This window comes from uncultured Nostoc sp., assembly GCF_964247315.1.
Classification (GTDB): Bacteria; Cyanobacteriota; Cyanobacteriia; order Cyanobacteriales; family Nostocaceae; genus Nostoc.
Window position 1 is genome coordinate 41806 of record NZ_CAXTTT010000005.1, and the last position, 23553, is coordinate 65358.

Consider the following 23553-nt stretch of genomic DNA (forward strand, 5'->3'; position numbering starts at 1 on the left):
TAATAATCTTAACAGGGCCGGGGTAAACTGTTTTGTGGAGAGCGGCTGATATAAATCGTATAGGATTTACGCAGAGATTCCCCTCTACCCCCCAACATTCCTGAGCGCAAGCTTAGTGAACTAGGGGGGACTTCTTAATCTCTCTTTTGAGAGTAAGATGAAACCAGATGACCGAATCTAAGTGCGTTACTTCTGAGTGAATAATCCTATGTTTTGTGAAAAGGTTGGTAACTTTTTATTAGTCAGAGATCAGTGGTGATGAGAAAAATAACTGAAAACTAACGATTGTGAAAATTACCAATTACACATATTTTAATATCAAAACTGTTTGATAGGTAGAAATATACAACTACTTTAGAGAAACAGCAAAAGATATTTTCTTACTGGGTGCATACTACCTAGCGAGGGAGAGCCAAGATGAAAGCCAAACTTTTAAGTTTTCTCACAGTTTGCGTCATTACTTTAGCAGTGCTTTCACCAGAACTAGTAGTATTTGGCATCGTTTGGGAGCGACATCTGGAGTTAGTAAAATCTCAGAATTTAGCTTGCGAAGTTAACAACACAACTACAGATGCTCCCACCTTGGCTCCCTACACAGAGGGTACACATTCCCCTCAAACTAACATTCAATCCTCCGATCGTAATGTGGTTCATCAAATGTTGACTGTTGCTGAACAATATAAATTTGCCACTATCCTACAATGGTTCTTCCTGTTAACCCCCATTTGTGTTGGGTTAGGAATTCTTTTTTACGACAGATATCTTGTTCATCGTGCTGCTGTCTTAAAAGAACAAGTTGAAATGTTGGAAAGACTGTGGCACCAAAGTATCGAACAGTAACTTATTCACAATTTACTCACTCAAATCAACAAAATTACCATGACAGAACAACGCGAACAGCTGTATTTTAATCTGATTGATGAATTACTTAAATGCCCTAATGGTCAGGAACCAGAAATTTTAGAATCTAAGCCCGAATTGATTGATTCTGGTTTAGTACAAACAATGTTACAAGTAGCAACTATGTTTGCCCATGAAGGCAATCAAGATGGTGCCCAATTTTTATTTTTTGTGGCGCGTGAGCTAGCTAAAGAATTAGGTTTATACCCGGAAGTTCCCAATACTGAAGTTGTAAATCCTGAAGTTGCAAATAAGGAGTAAAAATGTTGTTGACTTCAACGGATGCGGGACAAATAGCTTTAGAACTGCTCATGGCAGACTGGAATATTTCAGAAGAGAACAGAGACTGGTTTACAATCTTTAACTCTCGTCTGATTGGGGAGAGTTGGTACACTGTGGAACTAGGTATAGAAGGATTTCCTGATAGGTGGTTTATTCAAGTATATGACAATGGAGTGTGCGATCCAAACTATACATTTATTTCACCAATCCTTGGTTCTGAAGGATTTACAGACTTTGTAAATGTGCCGGATATCATCGCAGAGGTCTTAGTTTGCGAACGCAATGCTCGGTAATAATAATTGAAAATTCAAAAGTTAGAATTCAACAATAGTTCGTAATTCGTAATTAAATTAAGACTTAGAGTCAGCGACCTTCTAAAAGTCGTAATATTTATTATGGATAGGGTTTCAATCCGAATCTATATATAATATAATTAAGTTGGCTATTTTGCGAATGTCATTACGAATCACGAATTAGAGATTACGAATTTTTAATATAAAGGTGCTTTACACAAATCTGAGGTGATATCGAATGAGGTACACCTCTTTTTTTATGTAATATTTAATATTTTATTCCAGCTTGCCATACTATTTTGTCATGTTTAACTGATAAAATTATGCTATATTAAATAGCGTGATGGACGCTACAGAAATATCAGTTCTAATGATTGCTGAAGATATCTTAGCCAAAGAATTCACAAGAGTCGTCAACCATTACTACCCGCAAGTTGGAGAATTGCTGGATGGGTGTTATGTGAAAGTCATCACCTGTTTTTGGGGACGACCTGCCAGACGTTTGCAATATATAGGAATTTATTGCTCTGACGAAATGATTTCCTGCGTGCAAGCTCAAAAAGAAATACTCAGAGAAGTAGCAGACAATATGGGTCTAATCCAGGTTGTTTGCATGAATGCCAAGCGATTGTTGCGCGATCCGATGTCGAAGGTCAAAGAGAACAACCCACGCCTATGGTTGGAGTTGCAGTGGGTTGCAACTTAGTGATTCATCGCATTAATTGAGAGGGGTAAATGCTTTTGTAGAGAGGACTTTATTCCTCAAATATTTAAGCACTAAAGTGCTTACTACAAACCTATCGACCACTAGAAGAATCAGCACCTACGGTGAATATAAAGTATCAACGCAAGTAATGAAAACTGGAATTTTCTGCAATTACGATAATTTTCACCAAGATGCTCGTCGTGCCATCTTTGAGCAAGTTGCACTGGTAAAACAGGCAGAAAGCTTAGGTTTTGAGGAAGCGTGGGTAAGCGAACACCATTTTAGTGAATCTAATCTCAGCCCGTCTATGTTGATGTTAATGGCACATTTGGCGGGATTGACCTCAACTATCCAATTAGGCACTGCGGCGGTGTTGCTGCCATTCCATAACCCTATTAGGGTAGCGGAAGATATTGCCACTTTGGATAACCTGTGCAATGGACGATTATTATTTGGAGTTGCCAAAGGCGGCCCCTTTCCTCAACAAAACAAGCATTTTGCGACACTCCCAAGTGAATCCCGTCCCAAGATGCTAGAGGCGATCGCATTGATTCAAAAGCTGTTATATGAAACTGATGTATCATTTAATGGGCAATATTATCAATGCGATCGCTTGACAATTTACCCGAAACCATTGCAAAGTCAAATCCCAGTCTATGTTGCCACTGGTGGTGATGACGGTATCGAGTTGGCTGCTAAACATTCCTTCAGCTTGATGGGTGGGCCGCCATTTTCCCTAGAAAGATTGAAGAATACTGTTACCAAATATCGAGCCTTAAATTCTAGTGGTGCGGAAAAATTTGTGCTGGCACGCTTCTTTTTTGTTGGCAAAACATTTGACGAGGCGGTGAGTGAAGCGTTACCTTTTGTTCGCCAATTTAGCCAGAAAATGAAAGCTAATTCGGCTCAACTATTGCAGAATAATCCGAATCCCAACCAAAAACCATTTGATCGCACAAATATTTGTTTCGATGAAGACTATTTGATTGAGAACTCAATTATTGGTGATGTGGAGACTTGTCGAGACAAAATCAAGAAATTTCAGGACGAATTAGATTTAGGTACGCTAGCACTCAAACCCTCGTCTGCGGATATGCAAAAAAACTTAGAGAGTTTGACGCGCTACAACCAAGAGGTGCGAAATTATGTCTTCTAAACTATACTTGCTTCCTCCCGATGATTTACCTCCCGCTGAGGTAACAAAACAGGATGGAATGCTGCAAATGGAGTTAGAACAGTCTGCTGGCAGATGCTTTTATCTAGCCTGCGATCGCATTACGCGAGTACTGTTATCTAATTGTCAATGGTATCTTACAACAAATGCTAACATCCTCACACTAATTATTGACTGCCCTGACTTAGTATCTTACTGGCATATCGTCAGCAATATTCCCCAATTGGGTAACAGGTTAGAGCGGTTTGCTACCAATGGCAAAATTCGCGTTTATCCGCCATTTGGCAAAGGGATGCCGTTTGAAATCAGCGTAAATGAAATATCTGCTTATCGAGATTGGCTTTGAGGTAAATATAAACTGGGAATCATCCTTATAGCTGTCTTTCACCCTGTACTTTTAGAGTGCAGGGTGTTGCAATTTTTATCAAAATCATCTTCTAGTTTTCATTAACCTGTAGAGGGATTGATGATAGCTTTTATTTGAAACGCAAAGGTACGCAAAGGAAAACGCAAAGGAGCGCAGAGTTTTTACTATAAGGTGGGAGTGTTTTTTTGTTAAAAGGAGGTAAAGTTATATAAGAGTGGACTGGTTGATATTCTGTTTAATTAGGTTTTTAAAAAATTATTTTATCACCTTTTCAGTTGCCCATTTATACCAATTATCTAACCCTACACCAGTAGTTGCAGAAACCTGAAAAATCTGAATTTGGGGATTTACTTCAATAGCATAAGCTATACACTTTTGCACATCAAAATTTACATAAGCTAGCAAATCAATTTTCGTGAGAATCATTACATCACTAGCACGGAATATATGCGGATATTTTATCGGCTTATCTTCTCCTTCCGTAACAGAGAGAATTACAACTTTTGCATTTTCTCCTAAATCAAATAAGGCTGGACAAACCAAATTCCCCACATTTTCAATCATCACAACTGAGTTGAGTGGCGGATTCAGTTGTTGTAAACCCCTGTCTATCATGGATGCATCTAAATGACAGCCTGTTCCAGTGTTAATTTGGATGACTTTAGAGCCTGTTTCTTGAATTTTTTTGGCATCGTTAGCAGTTTCTTGGTCGCCTTCAATGACACTAATAGATAATTGATGCTTTAAATCATTAATGGTTCGCGTTAAAAGAGTTGTTTTCCCTGCACCAGGAGAACTCATTAAATTTAAGGCGAGAATATTTCGACCTTTAAACCATCCCCGATTTTGGGCAGCTAGCAGGTTATTTTTTGCCAATATATCTTGTTCTAAAGATATTGTTGTGTTATGTATTTTGGCATGAATTTGAGATGCTTCTATATGAGTGTTATGACTGTGGGAGTGAGTGATGACAGTACCATCTGGTAAAGTGTGAGTATGATGGTGATGTTCCGCTTCACCTGTTTGCAGATTGGTAATTTTAGTTTCGCCATCATCAGTACAACCGCAGGTTACACACATAATTCCTCTACTTCTATTTCTTTAATTTTAAGTTCTTCACCACTAATTAAATCTAATTGCGCGCTTCCGCAGTTACAGATACCAAATGGTTTATCTAAATAAATTTCTGCACCGCATTGGCGACATCGCCCTAACCCAGGAATTTCCAAAATTTCTAATGTCGCCCCTGCTAAAACTGTGCCTTGAGTGCAAATATCAAAACAAAATCGGATAGCGTCGGGCATAATGGCTGAAAGTTTACCAATTTCTAATAAAACTCGTTGCACTTTTGCGCCTTTGGCGTGTTCAGTCACGATTGCCACAATATTTTGAGTAATTCCAAGTTCGTGCATCCTATAAAATCTATTAAAGATTAACAAATTCGTGGCAATTGGTCGCCTACTAACATATCAACAATCCTTTCAGCACCAAAAGCTGTTTTTAATAAAACGATACCTGGGGGTGAGGTAATAACTTCGCCAATAATACAAGCATCTTTACCTGCTGGGTGGGATTTCATAGCTGATAAAACATTATCAGCATTCTTTTTTGGAACCACCACAACTAACTTACCTTCATTAGCTAAATACAATGGGTCTAAACCAAGAATTTCGCAAACTCCATTGACTTCTTCACGCACTGGGATAGATTCTTCAAAAAGATAAATTCCCACATCGGAACTGAGGGCAAATTCATTTAAGACTGTAGCTAAACCACCGCGTGTAGCATCTCGCATAGCATGAATTTGGGGACATGTATGGAGAATAGTTTCTACTAAACTATGCAATGGCTGACAATCACTTTCAATATTAGTCTCTAAGGCTAATTCGCCACGGGAAATTAAAATTGCTGTCCCATGATTGCCTATTTCACCATTAATTATTATTGTATCTCCAGGTTTAATGTTATGAGCAGAAATGTTAACTCCTCGCGGGATGATACCAATCCCAGCAGTATTAATAAAGAGTTTATCGGCAGCACCACGATGTACAACTTTTGTGTCACCAGTGACAATTTGAACACCAGCATTTTTTGCAGCTGCGTTCATACTGGCTGCGACACGGCGTAAGGTTTCTACAGGTAATCCTTCTTCTAAAATTACGCTACAAGTTAAATATAAAGGTTTAGCGCCGCTGACAGCTAAATCATTAACTGTGCCGTTTATAGCTAATTCTCCTATATCACTACCGGGAAAAAATAATGGGTCTACTACATAAGAATCTGTAGTAAATGCAAGTCTGTCTCCTTGTTGCATGAGACTGGCTAAGTTAAAGCTGGCTTGGTCTTCTAGTTGCGAGAGAATTGGGTTATCAAAATTGCTGACAAAGATATCATCTATTAAATCACGCATGGCTTTACCACCGCTACCATGTGCGAGAGTTATATGAGTGTCTTGCACTTTATTTTGGCGACGGCGGGCTTGTTCTATTTTTTGGAATAGGGGATTTTGTATTGAGTTTGTGGGGAAAATATTCATATTAAAATTTTTTTAAACGCAAAGGGACGCAAAGGGAAGCGCAGAGGTACGCAAAGTATTATTAGTCTGAGGAGAAGCCGCAAGCGGGGAGGGGTTCTTGAGTTATTTTTGGTTTTTGGGCGATTGTTTTTTTGGCAATTGTGGAGAGTCGTCCGTATTTGTAATAGGCTGCACAAGCACCTTCGGAAGATACCATACAAGTACCGATTGGCGTTTCTGGGGTGCAAGCTGTACCGAATACTTTGCACTCCCAAGGTTTTAAGACTCCTTTAAGAATTTCTCCACATTTACAGGCTTTATGGTCGGCTACTTTGAGATTAGGAATAGTAAATTTAAGTTCGGCATCAAATTGGGCATATTCAGGTTGAATTTGTAATCCTGAATAAGGAATATCACCTAAGCCACGCCAATCAAAACTATCTCGCACGGCGAAAACTTTATTTATGGCTTGCAATGCTACTGTATTCCCACTTTTTTCTACAATTCGGTTATATTGGTTTTCAACTTCACAGCGATTTTCTACTATCTGGTGCAATAGCATCCAAATTGATTGGAGAATATCTAAGGGTTCAAATCCTGAAACGACTATCGGCTTATTATATTGTTGGGAAATAAATTGATATGGGTCAGTGCCAATTACCATGCTGACATGGCCAGGCCCAACAAATCCATTCAGTTGCAAGTCGGGATTATCTAATAGTGCTTTGAGGGCGGGAATCACGAGGACGTGATTGCTAAACATACTAAAGTTATGAATTTTTTCGGCTGCGGCTTGCAAAATGGTGAAGGCGGTGCTGGGGGCTGTGGTTTCAAAGCCTAATGCGAAGAAAACTACTTCTTTGTCGGGGTTATCTTTGGCAATTTGTAGGCTATCTAGGGGAGAGTACACCATACGGATGTCTGCACCTTGTGCCCTGGCTTGTAGTAAATTCGTTTTGGAACCAGGAACTCGCATTGCGTCGCCAAAGGTGGCAAAAATGACGTTATGATTTTGAGAGATTGCGATCGCATCATCTAATCTCCCTTTTGGCATAACGCATACTGGACAACCAGGCCCATGAATTAGTTCAATGGCTTGGGGTAAAATTTCTTCGATACCATATTTAAATATTGAATGGGTATGTCCGCCGCATACTTCCATGATTTTGATAGGTTTTTCTAGTCGATGGCATAATTTGGCGATTTCACGGCATAAGGCTTCAGCTTTTTCCGGTTCGCGGAATTCGTTAACATATTTCATAGAAAGTAAAGAGTAGTGAGTTTTATGTATCTGTTAATTTCGCTTTTGTAGTAGAGAGTTTTTTTAACAAATCGCGTTGACGCAGCGTCTCCAAGAGTTGCCTCATCTAGATTTAAACCTCCTGCCTCCTGCCTGATTCACGTACTAATCCCTGCTTCTGCTGCTGTTAATTCTTGCAATAGTTGTAATGTTTCTGCCGCTTCTTGTTCGTTAATTCGATTCATCGCAAAGCCAACATGCACTAGCACCCAATCCCCAATACAAGCTTCGGGGGGATGTTGTTCATCTACGATACAAGCAATATTTACTTCGCGCTTAACACCACCAATGTTAACTATGGCTAATTTATGGTTAATGTTGGTAATTTCTATAATTTGTCCGGGGATTCCTAAGCACATTTTTTGATTTGTAAAGATGAACTAACTGTAGAGGAAACTATTTGTGAAACAACGTTTGTCAATTATCAAGACTCATGTATTAATTGTGCGGCTGAAATCACTGCTTGTCCTAAAGATAATCCGCCGTCGTTAGCTGGTACTAAGCTGTGAGTAAGTACTTTTATTCCCAATGTTTGTAATCTTTTGGTAACTTGCTCTAACAATATACAATTTTGAAATACTCCTCCTGTTAGGGCTACCTGATAAATCAGATTTTCTTGGCTAAGATGCTTAACCATTTCCACAATCGCATTAGCTAAACCTTGGTGAAATTTGGCAGCCATAACTGCTTGTGGAATCTGCTGCTGTAAGTCATCGAGCAAGGCTAGCCACATTGGGCGCGGGTCTATACAATAAATACTACCTGAAAAGCTAAAACTAAAAGGATATATTAGCGTTTCTTTATTATTATTTAAGCTGCTAACATCTACTATAGCTTCCATTGCGATCGCAGCCTGTCCTTCATAACTACATTCGTCTCTATAAATACCGATAGCCGCCGCCACTGCATCGAACAAGCGCCCCACTGATGAAGCTGGAGGACAGTTAATCTTTTTCTCTATAAGTTGATTGAGTAGCTTAAGTGGCTTGTTTTTCAAAAAATTAAATATTTCTAAATCAGCATACTTTTGCTCGCAATCATCCCAAAGATTAGCAGCTACTAATTGAGCATAAGTATTACGCCAAGGCTGATAAATTGCTTGTTTGCCACCAATCATTGCTACTGGTTTAAATGTTGCTAGTCGCTGAAATTTCCGGTAATCTGCTAAAAGAAATTCTCCACCCCAAAGTGTGCCATCGTCACCGTAACCTAAACCATCTAAAGCAATACCTAATATTGGAGGTGAATCTAAAGTAATCCCATTTTCCGCCATACAAGCGGCGATATGAGCGTGATGATGTTGAATAGGATAAATTTTGATTTGATTTGTGTCCGCAAGTTCTTTACCAAGTTTGCTTGAGAGATATTCAGGATGTTTATCAATGGCGATTACTTCTGGTTGATGCTCAAATAAATTTAAGTATAAATTTAAAGTTTCTTGGTAAGCGTTGAAAGCGGCAGTATTTTCTAAATCTCCTAGATGTTGAGAGAGAATCGCTTCTCCTTCACGCAATAGGCAAAAGGTATTTTTTAACTCACTGCCCATTGCTAAAATTTGCGGTACTTTATGAAATCCCAGTGGTAAACTAATTGATGCTGGTGCATATCCTCTGGCACGGCGAATTGTTTGAGCTTTATCACCCATAACACGCACAACTGAATCATCTACCCGATTAATAATCTCTCGATTGTGCAAGAGAAAATAATCAGCGATTGTCCCTAATTTTTCCCTTACTTCGTCATTATCAATACATTGTGGTTCATCAGCAAAATTGCCACTTGTTAAAACAATTGGACGATTCATCCGCCGCAGAATTAAATGATGCAAGGGCGTATAAGGTAGCATGAAACCAAGAGTATTTTGTCCTGATGCTACTGACGATGCTAATTGTTTTTTCTCTGAAGCTTGTAATAAAACAATTGGTGCAGCAGAACTTGTTAATAATTCTTTTTCTTTGGTGTTGACAATACAATATTGTTCAATTACTTCAATATCCCGCGCCATTAAAGCAAAGGGTTTATGATAGCGCTTTTTTCGCTGACGTAGTTTTTGTACAACGGTTTCCTGTGTTGCATCGCAAGCTAGATGAATACCACCTAACCCCTTAATTGCTACAATCTCACCTTTTTGCAACAAGGTACAAACAGCATCGACATCATCCAACATCGAAAACATGGAAGCAGTAACCGATTTGCCATCGGCGCGTTCTAACCAAGCTGCGGGGCCACAAACATGACAAGCTACAGGTTGCGCGTGAAAACGGCGGTTTTCGACATCGTGGTATTCCTTTCCACATTCTGAACACATCGCAAACGCAGACATACTGGTATTGCATCTGTCATAAGGAATGGCACGAATAATACTCAGGCGGGGGCCGCAATGAGTACAGTTAGTAAAGGGGTAGCGATAAAAGCGGCTAAAGGGGTCGAATATTTCTTGTTGACACTGTGGACAAGTGGCTGCATCAGGAGTAATTTCTGTTGTAATGGCATTACTGACACTACTAGAAATCACGAAATTATCAAATTTCAATTCACCTTCATAAGGAGTTCTAGTTAGTTGATTAATTCTTGCCAACGGTGGACATTCCGTTTGCAATCTGGCAACAAATTCTGTGATTGCTTCCTCACTACCAGATACCCTAATTAATACACCTTGACCATCATTACAAACATCTCCAGTCAAACCACAGGCTTTAGCAAAACGATAGACAGTAGGGCGAAATCCTACTCCTTGAACAGTACCGCCAACTCTAATTTCTTCAGTCGCCATATAAATTTGACTTTCCAAAATTACGAATTACGTTAGCGTAGCGGGGCGAAGCCCATTACGAATTACAAATTATTAAACTGCCACAGCAATATTCGGTTATTTCCAGAATCAGCGATTACCGCCGTATTACCACAAATTTTTATTCCGTAACACCAATTTAAGCTATCTCGTTTAGATAGTCTGAAATTACGATTTTCACCTTTACTTTGAAAATTTATTTGTCCTGCCAACCCATCTGCCATTACACCTTGCAGTGAGAAAATTGATTCTGGTTTTCTCCATCCTAACAACCGAGAATTAGCAGTATCTGCAACTACTAACCAATCTCCAGCTACTCCGACACCATAGGGCATACTCAAACTACTAGCACTAGGATAATAAACTCCTTGATTCATTTCCACAAAATCAAAACTTTTTTGTCCTAAAACTACTGCACAAGGGGCATTATTTTCTGTTGGTATTCCCTGCCAAATCATCACCCGGTGATTACCTGCATCGCTGATAACCAAATCTTCTCCCCAAAAGGTAATATCGTGACACCAACGCATACTCGCTGCGGTTGGAGAAGTACCGCCGTTTTCATTGCGAGATATCATATCTGGTTGTCCCAAAACTAAATCAGCAGGTTGACCATTTTCTGTTGGTAATTGATGCCAAATTAATACCCTGCGATTACCTGTATCAGCAATAAATAGCCGTCCTTGATGATAAAAAACACCATAAGGCCAATGCATTGTATTAGCAGATGCTTGTTGACTTCCTCGATTTGGTTCATTATTAATAAAATTAGCTTGTCCTAACACCAAATCTGCTGGAACATTGTTATCTTGTGGTAAGTTTTTCCAAATTAAAACTCGATGATTCCAAGCATCTGTAACAGCTAACCCTTCACCACAAGCACAAATTCCAGTTGGTACACTTAAGGTTGCGCTTCCCGGTGTACTTTTAGCATTTTGTCCTTCATGATAAAAATCAGGTTGTCCAATTACCCAATCAGCAGGTTGACTATCTCTTGTGGGTAATTTTTTCCATCCTAATAATCGATGATGTCCTGTATCTGATACCCATAAAGGGCCAGTTTTTGATAGCAAACAAGCACCACGAGGCCCAAACATTGTTATGGGACTAGGTGCTACAGGTATGACTAATTGTTCTGGTTCAATAATGTTGCCTAAAATTACCTCTGCACCTTGAGGTGATAGAGGCAAATCTTGAGAAATTTCTGTTGCTTCTAGCGGTAATTGTGATATTGGATTAATTTTGATTGGGATATCCATGAACCGCAAATAGACGCTGATAATTATTTAAAAACATTAATGTTGATTAGCGTGTAACAACAGTAACAGTTTGGCATTATGCTTTTTTCAAATTAAGTTAAAACCTTTAATCAACTTCCGTATTAATCAATTTTGAAAAAATCTAGCTAATTTTAGTAATTTTTGCTACATAGTGAATTTTTGGCATGAGTGCGCGATATACTGAAATGAGAAAGCAAACTGAGGTTTAAGAAAGTAAAAGCTCATTTTGCTTGCGGAAAACACTAAAATGAGTAAGTCAAATGACCTTTTGCTTGCGGAAAACACCAAAATGAGTAAGCAAACTGGGGTTTGAATAAGTCAAATGACCTTTTGCTTGCGGAAAACACCAAAATGAGTAAGCAAACTGGGATTTGAATAAGTCAAATGCCATTTTGAGAAAGTAATATGTCATTTTGCTTTCTCAAAACCCTAAAATCATTACCTAAACTACACAAATGAAAATAATTTTAGAGATATTGAAAAAGCATTCAAGCATTTTGCTTGCATAAAACACTAAAATGAATGCGCGAACTACTGAAATGAAAAAGCAAAGTAGCCGTGATTGACTAATCGCCAAGTATATTTGCTGAAATGTTACCTTTGCATCATCATTTTTGCAGTTTCACAAAAACCTTATCGTCTTTAATTTTGACTGGATACGACTGAAGCGAAATATCAGGTGCAGTTAAGCATTCACCTGTCTCTAAGTTGTACTGGAATCCGTGGGAAGGACAGGTAAGAATACCATTTTCAATTTTACCCTTTTCTAAAGGAGATCCTAGATGAGTGCAAGCATTACGATAACATTTTACCGTAATACCTTGACGATTTAAAATTAGTGAATTACCAGCAATTTGTACTGCCAATACACTAAATTCAGGAACTTCATCAATAGTTGCTACTTTGATCCAAGTACTAGTTATTTGGGCAGAAAAGGGACTGATTAAACCAGAATTAGCATTGTTAACAGTAGGGTTGTTATTGACTGCAAATACTTTGGTAATTTCAGGACAATGATTTTTGATTGCTTGTTCTACTCCTTGAGATAAAGTCAAAGTAGAAGTTGGACAACTGCTGCAAGTTCCGATTAATCTTACTTCTACTGTATCTGGTGACTTTATTGCCACTAATTCTACATCACCATTATGGCTTTTTAAACCTGGGCGAACTTCTTCAAGGGCTGTCTGAATGCGCTGTGCTAATGGTGGTTTTGGTGGTTTAACTAGTTCGTGATACAGTAGCACTGCATACACTACTTCATCTGCAACAGCATGACGCAAAGCTGGCATTGATTCTTGTTTTAGGCTTTTAATCAAACTAGTCAATGCAGCTTTATGCAAAGCTTCAATTGCCCTTTTTAAACCCACTGCTACACACCGTTGGCTTTCATCCCACTCGGATATAATTGCCTCAAAGCGGTTAATTTCTTGAACTAATTCTTCAAGGTTTGTCATTTGTCATTTGTCATTTGTCATTGGGCAAAATAGTTCAGAGTTCCGTTAGCGGTAGCAGGGCGTTTAGCCCATTCTCAGTCCTGAGTAAACAAGTGAGATTTCCCACTCAGCACTCTTTAGGGGCATTGGTTATTTATAAATTACCAATGACAAATTATTTCATTTTGAAATCTTTGAGTAGAAATGGCATAATCATTCCTGTGACTAAGCTAGATAATGTTATTGGTAAGTAGAAGGGAATGTCGATTTGTGCAAATAACACTAGTAGTAACGAACCTACAGCGGTAGCAATAGCAGTTCGCTGAACAAAATACATTGGATCGCGCAGTAATTTTCCTTTGAAAAATAACTTGGCAGAAAACCAGCCAATTTCTAACATATTTACTCCTAATAGTTTGTCAATAAATTTAGGATTACAAGCCCTAAAACAATAGCAGGAATTACACCAGCAGGGGCAAATAATGCACCAAGCATTGCTGAAAACTGATAGCCGATATCTTTTCCAGCTAACAGCATTCCACCAATAGCACCGCCAACCATAGACAAGACTGTTGCTATGACTATCCACACTAATCCTGTTACTATGTTTAAGTCACCATCTGCTAAACTTGTGATAAAATCTCTCAGAGAAGGGTTTGTTAAAATATCTCTCATGCTGTTTTTTTCCTGATAAGTAGGGAAGTGGGGGTATAAAGGAGATGAAGGAGATAAGAAAACAAGGAGAATAGCCAATTCCCAAGGCCCAATGCCCTATTTCCTACTCCCTATTTCTGCTTCAATATCTTGTAGGGCTTGAGCTACTATCTCTGCTTGTCCTATTTGTTGGTTTTGGGTAAATATTTCAAAAGCTTGTTGATAGTAAATACGTGCTTTTGAGATATTTTTAGGATTTCCAAATTCTGGTTTTTCTGAGTCGTCGGGTAAGTTGAATAAGGCGTTAGCTTTGTTTGAAATTGTGTTAGCGTACTCTAGAGGTGTATCTTTGAGATTACGAACTTTTAGCGCTTCGTCATAAGCTGCGATCGCTCTTAAATTATTCTCCACAGGATGGGAACTCACTAAATATTGCAAAGCGTTACCTAAGTTGTTTTGCAACATCGCATATTCTCTAGGATGGTCAATCAAATTAATATGCTTTAGTGCTACCTCAAATGATTGCACAGCTAAACCTTGACGCAAGTATTCCCGTTCTGATGCTAGGGGCATAGAAAGGTAAGCGATCGCAATATTGTTATATAAAATCGCGTATTCCTGGGGATAATCTTCCCAAGTAAACACCCGCAAAGCCTCATGATAAGCCTGAATACTGTCAGTTATCCGCGCCAAATTAAATGGCACAAGTGACTGCAACACCAGCCCAAAATTCATCTGCGTCTCTGCTACTTCCTCTGGCGCAGCCAATTGCTGTAAAATCGGTAACGCTTCTTCATAACCGACTTTCGCTTGCATCAACAGTTGGTAATCAGCATCCGGTATTGCCTGTAACGTCCCTGCCATCCCCACTTGCGCCCTGGCTTTTAGCAGGGGATATTCCTCACCACACATTTCATAGGCCCGGTAATATAAGCCAACTGCATTCCGCAAGTCTTGGGCAGCTTTGGGCTTTTTTTGAAAACCCTGTGCGATCTCAATCAGCATTTGGATTTTTTCCTCTGCTGAGGCTGACTCCGATGCAACAGCTGCTAACGCAGCTTTCACCGCCGAATCTGTAATGCTGGGGGTCATAACTCTGCCGTACTCTAGCCAATTGGGAATTGAGTCTGTCAACACCCATGAACGATCGAAACACGCGATCGCATTTCATCACGGGCCATACTGATTTACGCAGGCTTCGAGTCCTTTAGGCGGAATTCCCCTTTTTTGTCTGAGACTAGGATTAAAGACTAGGAACTAGGGAAGAAACTTAATCCCATATAGCCAATGTCCTATGTCATGCTCAATAAAATACTATAAAACACCCTATTTCTAAAATTCTAGGGGGGAATTGCTAATATTAATGTCAGCTTTAAACACCTAATATTTTTTAAATACTTTTTGTATCATCATCTTATACAATTTAAATATTTTTTATTGAATTATTGACATACATAATATTTAGTGTATTTTAAATACTTGCCACGGGATCGTCGAAGTGTAAAATATGTTCATCAACTGTAAAACAAGCTCCCTTGAAAACAGACAGTATCTTCTATCGGATTTTTCAGAGTATCCCCACTACTTTCTTTGAGTTGATTAACCAACCGCCCCAACTAGCTAGTGTTTACCAATTTTCTTCAGTCGAAGTCAAACAACTGGCGTTTAGAATCGATGGCGTTTTTCTCCCAAATGCAGCAGAACTGCCCATTTATTTTGTCGAAGTGCAATTTCAACCAGACAAAAAGTTCTACTCACGTTTATTTACTGAAATCTTTAACTATCTTGACAAAACCGAATTAACCAACAATTGGCGTGGTGTTGTCATTTTCCCCAACCGCAGCGTTGATACTGGAGATACCGAAAGATATACAGAATTACTCAACTCACAACGTGTGACTTGCGTCTATCTTGACGAATTAAGCTCAATTGAGGCATCATCAATCGGCATAGAGACAGTTAAACTCATCATTGAACCCGAATCAACTGCGACAACAAGAGCTATCGAAATAGTCAACAGTGCCCGACAGCAAATTTTAGATGTCGCTACTATTAGGGAAATTATACAATTGATAGAGACGATATTAATCTACAAGTTGCCGCGATTGAGCCAGGAGGAGATTGGAAAAATGTTTGGAGCAAATGAGTTAAAGCAAACTAGATTTTACCAAGATGTTTTTGCAGAAGGTAGACAAGAAGGTAGACAAGAAGCTAAGTTAGAAGCCATACCCCAGTTATTAGGGTTGGGTTTAAGTATTCAGCAGATAGCTCAAGCGTTAGGTTTGGACGAACAAGTTGTTAGGCAAGCTGCACAACCGAAATCCTAAAACAGGAGGAGATCGGGAAAATGTTTGGATCAAATGAGTTAAAGCAAACTAGATTTTACCAAGATGTTTTTGCAGAAGGTAGACAAGAAGGTAAGTTAGAAACGATACCCCAGTTATTAGCGCTGGGGTTGAGTATTGAGCAGATAGCTCAAGCGTTAGGTTTGGACGAACAAGTTGTTAGGCAAGCTGTACAACCAAAATCCTAAAACAATAGGGTGCGCGAAGGCTTAACAGTGCGTTTAATAGAGACGATATTAATCTACAAGTTGCTGCAATTGAGCCAGAAGGAGATCGGAAAAATGTTTGAATTAAATGACTTGAGGCAAACTAGATTTTTCTAAGATGTTTTTGAAGAAGGTAAAAAAGAAGGTAAGCAAGAAGTTTTTGAAGAAGCTAAACAAGAAGCTAAGTTAGAAACGATACCCCACTTATTAGCGTTTGGTTTCAGTATTGAGCAGATAGCTCAAGCGTTAGGTTTGGACGAACAGCTTGTTAGGCAAGCTGCACAACCAAAATCTTAAAACAACTGATATATAGCTGACGGAGTGCAAAGTCTTGCACCCCAATATTTTGCTGAATTTTACTTGGTTATCACATTAAAATATGACTGCTTAAAATACTCATACTTTCGTAGAAATTAACAACTAGCAGTAATTATTACAGAGTTTTAACAGTAATGAATTCAGTAGACGAGATTATTTAACGTCAGTAACTAAAAAATAATAATTCTGTTTTTACTGTTTTTTATTTGTTAAATCTGTTACAAATATAACAAACATAATAATTTAAAACAATCTCGTAAAAACTTTAGCTATTGTTAATGATTAATTCTTTTTTAATGAAATAGAATTCAATAAAAAAATATCTTAGTATTGAAAAATAAATATTGATAAACAGGTGAGACTTTACAAGCATTATCACCTACATCATGCATGGGAAACAATAGAAAAACACATAGCCGATGACTAACGTACTATGGCTACAAGGTGGTGCTTGTTCGGGCAACACCATGTCATTTCTCAACGCTGAAGAACCGACAGTCTGCGATTTAATTGCCGACTTTGGCATCAAGGTACTTTGGCATCCATCTTTGGGAATGGAACTAGGCGAGAACTTGAAAACACTGCTGCAAGATTGCATTTCTGGCGCAATTCCCCTAGATATCTTGGTATTTGAAGGCAGTGTTGTTAACGCCCCCAATGGCACTGGCGAATGGAATCGGTTTGCCGATCGCGCCATGAAAAACTGGTTAGCAGACCTGGCGAAAGTTGCTCATTTTATCGTCGCTGTGGGAGACTGTGCTACATGGGGGGGAATTCCCGCCATGTCACCCAACCCCAGCGAGTCGGAAGGTTTGCAATTTCTCAAGCGTCAAGAAGGCGGCTTTTTAGGTAAAGACTTTCTATCACAAGCCGGATTACCTGTAATTAATATACCTGGATGTCCCGCCCATCCCGACTGGATTACGCAGATATTAGTTGCGATCGCTACTGGACGCATAGCAGACATTGCTTTCGATGAACTAAATCGTCCCCAAACTTTCTTCAACACCTATACCCAAACAGGTTGTACCCGCAACGTCCACTTTGCCTACAAAGCCTCAACCGCCGAATTTGGTCAGCGCAAAGGCTGCCTATTTTATGACTTGGGTTGTCGCGGCCCCATGACTCATTCCTCCTGTAACCGCATCTTATGGAACCGCGTCTCTTCCAAAACTCGTGCCGGAATGCCTTGTTTAGGTTGCACAGAACCAGAATTTCCCTTCTTTGACCTGAAACCAGGAACTGTATTCAAAACTCAAACAGTAATGGGAGTTCCCAAAGAATTACCGCCAGGGGTGAACAAAAAAGAATACGCCTTACTCACAATGGTCGCCAAAGACGCCGCACCACCTTGGGCAGAAGAAGACTTTTTTACAGTTTAGTCATTAGTCAGTCGTCCTTTGTCATTTGTAAAGAACCAATGACCAATGACCAATGACCAATGACCAAACACCAATGACCAATGACTAATGACTAAGGACAAATGACAAATGACAATTCAATCATTAGATATATCACCCGTCGGTAGAGTTGAAGGTGATTTAGATGTCCGAGTTGACATTGAAAATGGAAGAGTAGTCAACGCCTGGACACACGCCGAATTATTTCGCGGATTTGAAGTTATTCTACGCGGTAAAGACCCCCAAGCCGGATTAATTGTTACACCTCGCATTTGCGGTATTTGCGGCGGTTCTCACCTAACCTGTGCATCTTGGGCATTAGATACAGCTTGGGAAACAGAAGTTCCCCGCAATGCAATTTTGGCGAGAAATTTAGGACAAATTGTCGAGACAATTCAAAGCATCCCCCGCTATTTTTATGGACTGTTTGCTATTGATTTAACCAATAAAAAATACCGCAATAGTCGCTATTATGAGGAAGCTGTTAAACGCTTTGCTGCTTTCACAGGCAAATCTTACGAATTAGGCATAACAATTTCCGCCAAACCTGTAGAAATTTATGCACTATTAGGCGGACAATGGCCTCATTCCAGCTACATGGTTCCCGGTGGCGTGATGTGTGCCCCCACTTTAACAGACATTACCCGCGCTTGGGCGATTCTGGAATATTTCCGCACCAATTGGTTAGAACCAGTGTGGTTAGGTTGTTCATTAGAACGCTACGAACAAATCCAGACTTATGACGATTTCAGAGACTGGTTAGATGAAAACCGAAATCATCGAGATTCCGATTTAGGTTTTTATTGGCGGATGGGTTTAGACATCGGTTTAGATAGATATGGCGCTGGTGTTGGTAAATATGTTACTTGGGGATATTTAGCCCATGAAGATAAATACCAAAAGCCGACTATTGAAGGACGAAATGCGGCGATGATCATGAAAAGTGGAGTGTACGACAGTTTCACACACACTCACACCTTAATGGATCAGTCATTTACCCGCGAAAATACAACTCACTCTTGGTACGATGAAGGGACAGCAGACATTCACCCAAGCGATCGCAGCACTAAACCCACTGCAATTAATACAAAAGACTTCGATAACGCCTACTCTTGGTCGAGTGCAGTCCTGCACAAAGACTTTGGACGTTTAGAAACTGGCCCCTTAGCGCGTCAATTAGTAGCTGGTGGCAAACATGGCGAATCTTGGCAGCACTACGACGGCTTTATCCTCGATGTCTTCAAACGGATGGGTGGTGCTAGTATTCATGTCCGTCAGCTTGCACGACTTCACGAAATTGTCAAGTTATATCGCCAAGCAGAACACTGTTTACGCGAGTTCAAATTAAACGACCCTTGGTATATCAAACCCAAAGAAAAAGATGGCAAGGGTTGGGGTGCAACGGAAGCAGCACGCGGTTCCTTGAGTCACTGGGTAGAAGTAGAGGGCGGTAAAATTAAGAATTACCAGGTAATTGCCCCAGGTACTTGGAATATTGGCCCTCGTGACGGTGAAGGAATCCGCGGCCCCATTGAAGAAGCTTTAATTGGCACACCCATTTACGATTCTAGCGATCCGGTGGAAGTTGGTCATGTGGCGCGATCGTTTGATTCATGTTTGGTGTGTACAGTCCACGCTCACGATGCTAAGACTGGTGAAGAGTTGGCGCGTTTTCGGACTGCTTAAAGAATGTTAATTACTAAGTAAAAAATGGCTAATTGAATCACAATTAGCCATTTTATCTTGTGAATTTTTTGCCTTAAGGTTGAGCCATCGTCTCACAGTCGTATAAAGAAGCTCAACACAAACATAACTCCAAGACCAATTGCAACAATTAAAAATAGTTTGCTACTTAAGTCTAAGAATTGATTAAGAACCTCAACGTGTGGTCGCCCTGGTAGGCTGAGTTGTACACGTATGTAGTTGAGCCAACGAATTAAGTCTTGATTCTGACGGCCACCAAAAGAAAAAATTTGATAGAATCCAAAGCTTAAAATAGCAGGCAGAACAAGAGCATACCTAAGAGAAGAATTATTTTTTATATGATCAAAATAGTAGACAAGAATTGCTCCTGTAATTGCATAAAACCATGTAATTACTTGCCATGTAACATTGACATAAAACTTAAATAAATCGGTGTAAACGTTGTACTGTTTCCATAGTAAGTTGTTATCTTCTAAGTTTTCTGATTTAGTAGCCCAATGTTCTTCTGTATCCGGTGTATTAGTCATAATTCGTACCTAAATCTGTTTCTTAGCCTTCTCAACATTATCTTGACTATGTGGTTCAGATTTACGCTTCATTGATACATATTGTACGATCCCTCGTCCATCTTCGTGTCGAAACTGTTTGTGTGAGCCTTTCTGACGTATCTCCACAAATCCAAGGCTCTCCAATATTCTTACAACTTCTTGGGGTTTTAAAACAGGAACATTACTCATGTTCTACTGAACCACAATCTATTGTGTACCCACAAACTCCGTCTCAAACACCAAATTCTCATCCTCTAGAAGCATTTCAATTACTTCACGTAAATTTTCCTGCAACTCATTTAGGGTTTCGCCTTGAGAATGCGCTCCAGGAAAGCCAGGAACATAGCCGACATAGAACTTAGTATCAATATCTCTTTCAACGATCGCAGTAAAAGTTTTCATATCACAATCATCGATAACGCTCACTTACAGCTTACTAGATTAGTCATTTACCTGAGCGTAGGCGTAGCCCGTCGTAGACATCGCCTTTGTACCACTATGACAATCAAAGTAAACTTACTTACCCCTAGAAGCAATAGTAAAAAACAGATTTATCAACGCTTTACCAAAAAATAGCCAATCCAACCAAAATACAATGTGAAGAATTGCTATTACCCAAAATACAACTTGATAAGAAACTTTACTGCTTTTGTGACGTAGCCTCTGTTGAGCAACAAATGCACCTAACCAACCACCCATAAATTCGCACAGATGCAAAGTATTTTCTTGCCTTCTCCATCGTCCTTGTTGTGCACGAGATTTATCATCGGCATATAGCCTAAAGGTAATGAAACTCATGACAGGATAAAGAATTAACGGAATTGAGTTGCCAGTTGTTAATGCAAGATGGATTGAACCTAACCCAGGTAGCAAAGATAGAAGTAATGTCTTTAATACTAATGATGAAGATTTGTCTACATTTCTGGATATAGACTTCTTTGATGCAGTAGAAGATGAGACTTTTGATATAACTTCTTCGATAGAAGCATTACAAGCGCGTACTTTGCCATCTTTACTAGCTATTAGTTGATAACAAATAAAATCACCAACTTGGGGACGACGGTTAACGTTTTTCAATGCCGTAATGTGTAAAAAGACTTCTTGACTACCATCATGCGGTTGTATGAAACCAAACCCGCGATCGTCCTTCCATTTGATTAGTTGCCCTTTGTGTAAAGCAGGTTTCATAAACAAATTATATATTTATACCTGTCTTCTAGTGTGCCTTTGTCTACACAAATAGACAACACCAAAAATGCGTAGGCGTAGCCCGTCGGAGACATCGCGCCACCAACTATTTTAACCGGGGAGTGGAGAGTGGGTGAAATAAGGGAGAAATAACCTATGCCCAATACTATATTCCCAATGCCTTATATTTAAAACTCGTAGCGTAAAACACTAAAATTTATAGAAACAGTGCGTTAGGCTTGCCTTAATCACTTCAACAAAACAGAAATTTACAAGGTAAGCTTGTGTCTGATTTAGCGCTACATAATTATCTGCCTCGCGTTCCTGATGCAGCATTGCAAGAATATATAGAATGGTGTGTTTTAGAGCAGGCAAAAGCCGCAGAATGTAACTTTACTCCTGATAGAAGTAAGTTAGATAATTTGCCACCAGAAGACTACGTTCCTAAACTTGTCGAGCAGTTCATGAAAGTTAAACCAGACCCAATTAAAGCCGGTTTGGTAGCTGCGATCGCAGGTAAGGAAGCTGACAAACACGCTTTATCTGGTTTAGCGATCGCAGCAGATTTTGTGTCTCTTTATATTAAGTACTTAATTCCTAAAGAGGGAAGTACTAAAGAACAGGCTGAAGAGATATTAACTAAAGTATCACAAGATCAGTATGATAAACTTACTGAAATTGCCAAGAAACATGGTGTAGAGTTCTAGTTTCCTGCTGATAAATTATTTGTCAGAGGCTTTGTCTATATTATTAGTCAGAGCCTCTGTTTCAGTCACGATTGATTGTTAGCAATAAAGCAAAGCACTTATGAAAATTTTTTCCAGCTAAAAGCAATTACATTAGTAGTTCAACAGAATCAACTATTATTAATGGTTGTAGATGTCGAAACTGAGGTTATAGTTCAATGGATAAACTAACTAATTACAGAAACATCATTAAAAATATTCTCATAGAATATGACCGCCTCTGCAATAGCTCACCTGATGAGGATGTAGAGAGCCTTTTAGCACTCGATAATGAACGCGATCAATATCTATGGTTTCAGATTGGCTGGCAAAAAAATCGCCGAATTAAAGGTATTACTGTACATATTCGGATTAAAAATAACAAAATTTGGATCGAAGAAGATTGGACTGAAGAAGGGATTGCCACCGAATTATTAAACGCAGGGGTTCCCCAAAGTGATATTGTGTTAGCTTTTCATCCTCCAAGCGATCGCGCTTTAACTGAATTTGCAACTGCTTAAACAATTAAATCTCATCCTATGCTCACTATTATCGGTTGCGGCAATCTCAATCGCAATGACGATGCAGTAGGTGTAATCATTGCCCAACGCTTACAAAAATATCTAGCTGAAAATCCTCATCCTCATGTGCGAGTATATGACTGTGGCACCGCAGGGATGGAAGTAATGTTTCAAGCTAGAGGTAGTAAACAATTAGTAATTATTGATGCAAGTTCAACTGGTTCTGAACCTGGTGCTGTGTTTAAAGTTCCAGGAAAAGAACTGGAAGCTTTGCCAGAACCTAGTTATAACTTGCACGATTTTCGTTGGGATAATGCTTTAGCCGCTGGACGGAAAATCTTTCAAAATGATTTTCCCGAAGATGTGACAGTTTATTTAATTGAAGCGGCAAATCTTGGTTTGGGACTAGAGTTAAGTCCTGTTGTCAAACATTCTGCTGATTTGGTTTTTGAAGAGGTAGCTGCACTTATCAGCCAGAATATTAACTTTTAATTAACAATCCAAAATCAAAAATCGAATTACGCCCAATCTCGATAAACAGAAAGTTCATCTACCCTCATTTCAAAAGGTACTACTTGACTTTCTGGCGGACAAACACGGATTTTAGCACTGTTAACAATTCCATATAGCAATGTCCCCATTGGCACAATTTGTTGTAAAACACGCCAATTAGTAACTTGATCGGGACATTCAATTACCAATGTCAGAGCATTGGCATGAGTTGTGACATACCACCGACAATTAGATAGAAGATTTTGAATTGTGCGATCGCAAGCTTCATAAAAGTATCTGCTAATAGAATCCTCTAGTTGTTGCCGCAGTATAATATCCGCAGATGTCGGTTGTATAGGATGTGAGTCATCACCATTTAAGTAATACATCTTTCTAGCCATCTCTCTTTAG

30 protein-coding genes are annotated in these 23553 nt (G+C 39.3%); 14 read left to right on the forward strand and 16 right to left on the reverse strand.

What is annotated here, in order from left to right:
* Positions 1-417 precede the first annotated feature (417 nt).
* From ACFE93_RS02860 to ACFE93_RS02885, 6 genes are all read left to right on the forward strand, one after another.
* The gene (locus ACFE93_RS02860) at positions 418-840 is read left to right on the forward strand and encodes a hypothetical protein (RefSeq protein WP_375471934.1); all 423 of its coding nucleotides are present in this window, start codon (positions 418-420) and stop codon (positions 838-840) included.
* Between the two features lie 39 nt (positions 841-879).
* Complete coding sequence (locus tag ACFE93_RS02865; RefSeq protein WP_292861632.1) at positions 880-1161, forward strand: hypothetical protein; 282 nt, start codon at positions 880-882, stop codon at positions 1159-1161.
* 2 nt (positions 1162-1163) lie between these two features.
* Complete coding sequence (locus ACFE93_RS02870; protein WP_292861629.1) at positions 1164-1475, forward strand: hypothetical protein; 312 nt, start codon at positions 1164-1166, stop codon at positions 1473-1475.
* Between the two features lie 343 nt (positions 1476-1818).
* Entirely contained in the window at positions 1819-2181 is a 363-nt protein-coding gene (locus ACFE93_RS02875; protein WP_292861626.1) for a hypothetical protein, read from the forward strand.
* A 148-nt stretch (positions 2182-2329) separates the two neighbouring features.
* The gene (locus ACFE93_RS02880) at positions 2330-3337 is read left to right on the forward strand and encodes an LLM class flavin-dependent oxidoreductase (protein WP_375471935.1); all 1008 of its coding nucleotides are present in this window, start codon (positions 2330-2332) and stop codon (positions 3335-3337) included.
* Positions 3327-3701: a hypothetical protein gene (locus ACFE93_RS02885; protein ID WP_334822780.1), complete on the forward strand. Its 375-nt coding sequence runs from the start codon at positions 3327-3329 to the stop codon at positions 3699-3701. Before ACFE93_RS02880 ends, ACFE93_RS02885 begins: the two co-directional genes overlap by 11 nt.
* A gap of 276 nt (positions 3702-3977) precedes the next feature.
* Here ACFE93_RS02885 and hypB read toward each other — a convergent pair whose 3' ends face one another.
* From hypB to ACFE93_RS02940, 11 genes are all read right to left on the reverse strand, one after another.
* Entirely contained in the window at positions 3978-4802 is an 825-nt protein-coding gene (gene hypB / locus ACFE93_RS02890; protein ID WP_375471936.1) for a hydrogenase nickel incorporation protein HypB, read from the reverse strand.
* A complete protein-coding gene (hypA, locus tag ACFE93_RS02895; RefSeq protein WP_375471937.1) occupies positions 4793-5134 on the reverse strand; it encodes a hydrogenase maturation nickel metallochaperone HypA in 342 nt (113 codons plus the stop codon). The genes hypB and hypA overlap by 10 nt, the downstream gene beginning before the upstream one ends.
* A gap of 20 nt (positions 5135-5154) precedes the next feature.
* Positions 5155-6258 (reverse strand): hydrogenase expression/formation protein HypE, encoded by a 1104-nt coding sequence (gene hypE, locus ACFE93_RS02900; RefSeq protein WP_375471938.1) that lies wholly within the window; start codon positions 6256-6258, stop codon positions 5155-5157.
* A gap of 61 nt (positions 6259-6319) precedes the next feature.
* Complete coding sequence (hypD, locus tag ACFE93_RS02905) at positions 6320-7498, reverse strand: hydrogenase formation protein HypD (RefSeq protein ID WP_375471939.1); 1179 nt, start codon at positions 7496-7498, stop codon at positions 6320-6322.
* A gap of 137 nt (positions 7499-7635) precedes the next feature.
* The gene (locus ACFE93_RS02910) at positions 7636-7896 is read right to left on the reverse strand and encodes a HypC/HybG/HupF family hydrogenase formation chaperone (RefSeq protein WP_375471940.1); all 261 of its coding nucleotides are present in this window, start codon (positions 7894-7896) and stop codon (positions 7636-7638) included.
* Between the two features lie 65 nt (positions 7897-7961).
* Positions 7962-10310 carry a carbamoyltransferase HypF gene (hypF, locus tag ACFE93_RS02915; protein WP_375471941.1) on the reverse strand — a complete coding sequence of 783 codons (2349 nt, stop codon included), beginning with the start codon at positions 10308-10310 and terminating at the stop codon, positions 7962-7964.
* Between the two features lie 62 nt (positions 10311-10372).
* A complete protein-coding gene (locus tag ACFE93_RS02920; RefSeq protein ID WP_375471942.1) occupies positions 10373-11587 on the reverse strand; it encodes a hypothetical protein in 1215 nt (404 codons plus the stop codon).
* A gap of 629 nt (positions 11588-12216) precedes the next feature.
* A complete protein-coding gene (locus ACFE93_RS02925) occupies positions 12217-13062 on the reverse strand; it encodes a NifU family protein (RefSeq protein ID WP_375471943.1) in 846 nt (281 codons plus the stop codon).
* Between the two features lie 154 nt (positions 13063-13216).
* Complete coding sequence (locus ACFE93_RS02930) at positions 13217-13441, reverse strand: hypothetical protein (RefSeq protein WP_375471944.1); 225 nt, start codon at positions 13439-13441, stop codon at positions 13217-13219.
* 8 nt (positions 13442-13449) lie between these two features.
* Positions 13450-13716 carry a hypothetical protein gene (locus ACFE93_RS02935; protein WP_375471945.1) on the reverse strand — a complete coding sequence of 89 codons (267 nt, stop codon included), beginning with the start codon at positions 13714-13716 and terminating at the stop codon, positions 13450-13452.
* A gap of 96 nt (positions 13717-13812) precedes the next feature.
* The gene (locus ACFE93_RS02940; RefSeq protein ID WP_375472002.1) at positions 13813-14787 is read right to left on the reverse strand and encodes a hypothetical protein; all 975 of its coding nucleotides are present in this window, start codon (positions 14785-14787) and stop codon (positions 13813-13815) included.
* 443 nt (positions 14788-15230) lie between these two features.
* On the opposite strand from ACFE93_RS02940, the gene ACFE93_RS02945 reads away from it, so the two are divergent.
* The 4 genes from ACFE93_RS02945 (at position 15231) to ACFE93_RS02960 (ending at position 19650) form a co-directional block, all read left to right on the forward strand.
* The gene (locus tag ACFE93_RS02945; RefSeq protein WP_375471946.1) at positions 15231-16022 is read left to right on the forward strand and encodes an Rpn family recombination-promoting nuclease/putative transposase; all 792 of its coding nucleotides are present in this window, start codon (positions 15231-15233) and stop codon (positions 16020-16022) included.
* 20 nt (positions 16023-16042) lie between these two features.
* Complete coding sequence (locus tag ACFE93_RS02950) at positions 16043-16228, forward strand: hypothetical protein (RefSeq protein ID WP_375471947.1); 186 nt, start codon at positions 16043-16045, stop codon at positions 16226-16228.
* Positions 16229-16983: 755 nt separating this feature from the next.
* Positions 16984-17946 (forward strand): hydrogenase, encoded by a 963-nt coding sequence (locus ACFE93_RS02955; RefSeq protein WP_375471948.1) that lies wholly within the window; start codon positions 16984-16986, stop codon positions 17944-17946.
* A gap of 108 nt (positions 17947-18054) precedes the next feature.
* Complete coding sequence (locus ACFE93_RS02960) at positions 18055-19650, forward strand: nickel-dependent hydrogenase large subunit (RefSeq protein WP_375471949.1); 1596 nt, start codon at positions 18055-18057, stop codon at positions 19648-19650.
* 92 nt (positions 19651-19742) lie between these two features.
* Here ACFE93_RS02960 and ACFE93_RS02965 read toward each other — a convergent pair whose 3' ends face one another.
* The 4 genes from ACFE93_RS02965 to ACFE93_RS02980 all read right to left on the reverse strand — a co-directional run bounded on the left by ACFE93_RS02965 (position 19743) and on the right by ACFE93_RS02980 (position 21404).
* Positions 19743-20195 (reverse strand): hypothetical protein, encoded by a 453-nt coding sequence (locus ACFE93_RS02965; RefSeq protein ID WP_375471950.1) that lies wholly within the window; start codon positions 20193-20195, stop codon positions 19743-19745.
* Between the two features lie 9 nt (positions 20196-20204).
* Positions 20205-20405: a type II toxin-antitoxin system HicA family toxin gene (locus ACFE93_RS02970; RefSeq protein WP_375471951.1), complete on the reverse strand. Its 201-nt coding sequence runs from the start codon at positions 20403-20405 to the stop codon at positions 20205-20207.
* A gap of 18 nt (positions 20406-20423) precedes the next feature.
* Positions 20424-20618, reverse strand: a complete 195-nt coding sequence (locus ACFE93_RS02975) for a type II toxin-antitoxin system HicB family antitoxin (protein WP_375471952.1) — start codon at positions 20616-20618, stop codon at positions 20424-20426.
* A 114-nt stretch (positions 20619-20732) separates the two neighbouring features.
* Positions 20733-21404: a DUF1294 domain-containing protein gene (locus ACFE93_RS02980; RefSeq protein WP_375471953.1), complete on the reverse strand. Its 672-nt coding sequence runs from the start codon at positions 21402-21404 to the stop codon at positions 20733-20735.
* 284 nt (positions 21405-21688) lie between these two features.
* On the opposite strand from ACFE93_RS02980, the gene ACFE93_RS02985 reads away from it, so the two are divergent.
* The 4 genes from ACFE93_RS02985 (at position 21689) to ACFE93_RS03000 (ending at position 23142) form a co-directional block, all read left to right on the forward strand.
* Positions 21689-22111: a hypothetical protein gene (locus tag ACFE93_RS02985; protein WP_375471954.1), complete on the forward strand. Its 423-nt coding sequence runs from the start codon at positions 21689-21691 to the stop codon at positions 22109-22111.
* 75 nt (positions 22112-22186) lie between these two features.
* Positions 22187-22321, forward strand: coding sequence for an element excision factor XisH family protein (locus ACFE93_RS02990; protein ID WP_375471955.1), 135 nt, complete (start codon positions 22187-22189; stop codon positions 22319-22321).
* On the forward strand, positions 22309-22650 hold the full coding sequence (locus ACFE93_RS02995) for a XisI protein (protein ID WP_375471956.1): 342 nt from the start codon (positions 22309-22311) through the stop codon (positions 22648-22650). Before ACFE93_RS02990 ends, ACFE93_RS02995 begins: the two co-directional genes overlap by 13 nt.
* Before the next feature lie 18 nt (positions 22651-22668).
* A complete protein-coding gene (locus ACFE93_RS03000; RefSeq protein ID WP_375471957.1) occupies positions 22669-23142 on the forward strand; it encodes a hydrogenase maturation protease in 474 nt (157 codons plus the stop codon).
* A 26-nt stretch (positions 23143-23168) separates the two neighbouring features.
* Here the strand turns inward: ACFE93_RS03000 and ACFE93_RS03005 are convergent, their stop codons facing one another.
* Positions 23169-23543, reverse strand: coding sequence for a hypothetical protein (locus tag ACFE93_RS03005; RefSeq protein ID WP_375471958.1), 375 nt, complete (start codon positions 23541-23543; stop codon positions 23169-23171).
* Positions 23544-23553: the final 10 nt, after the last annotated feature.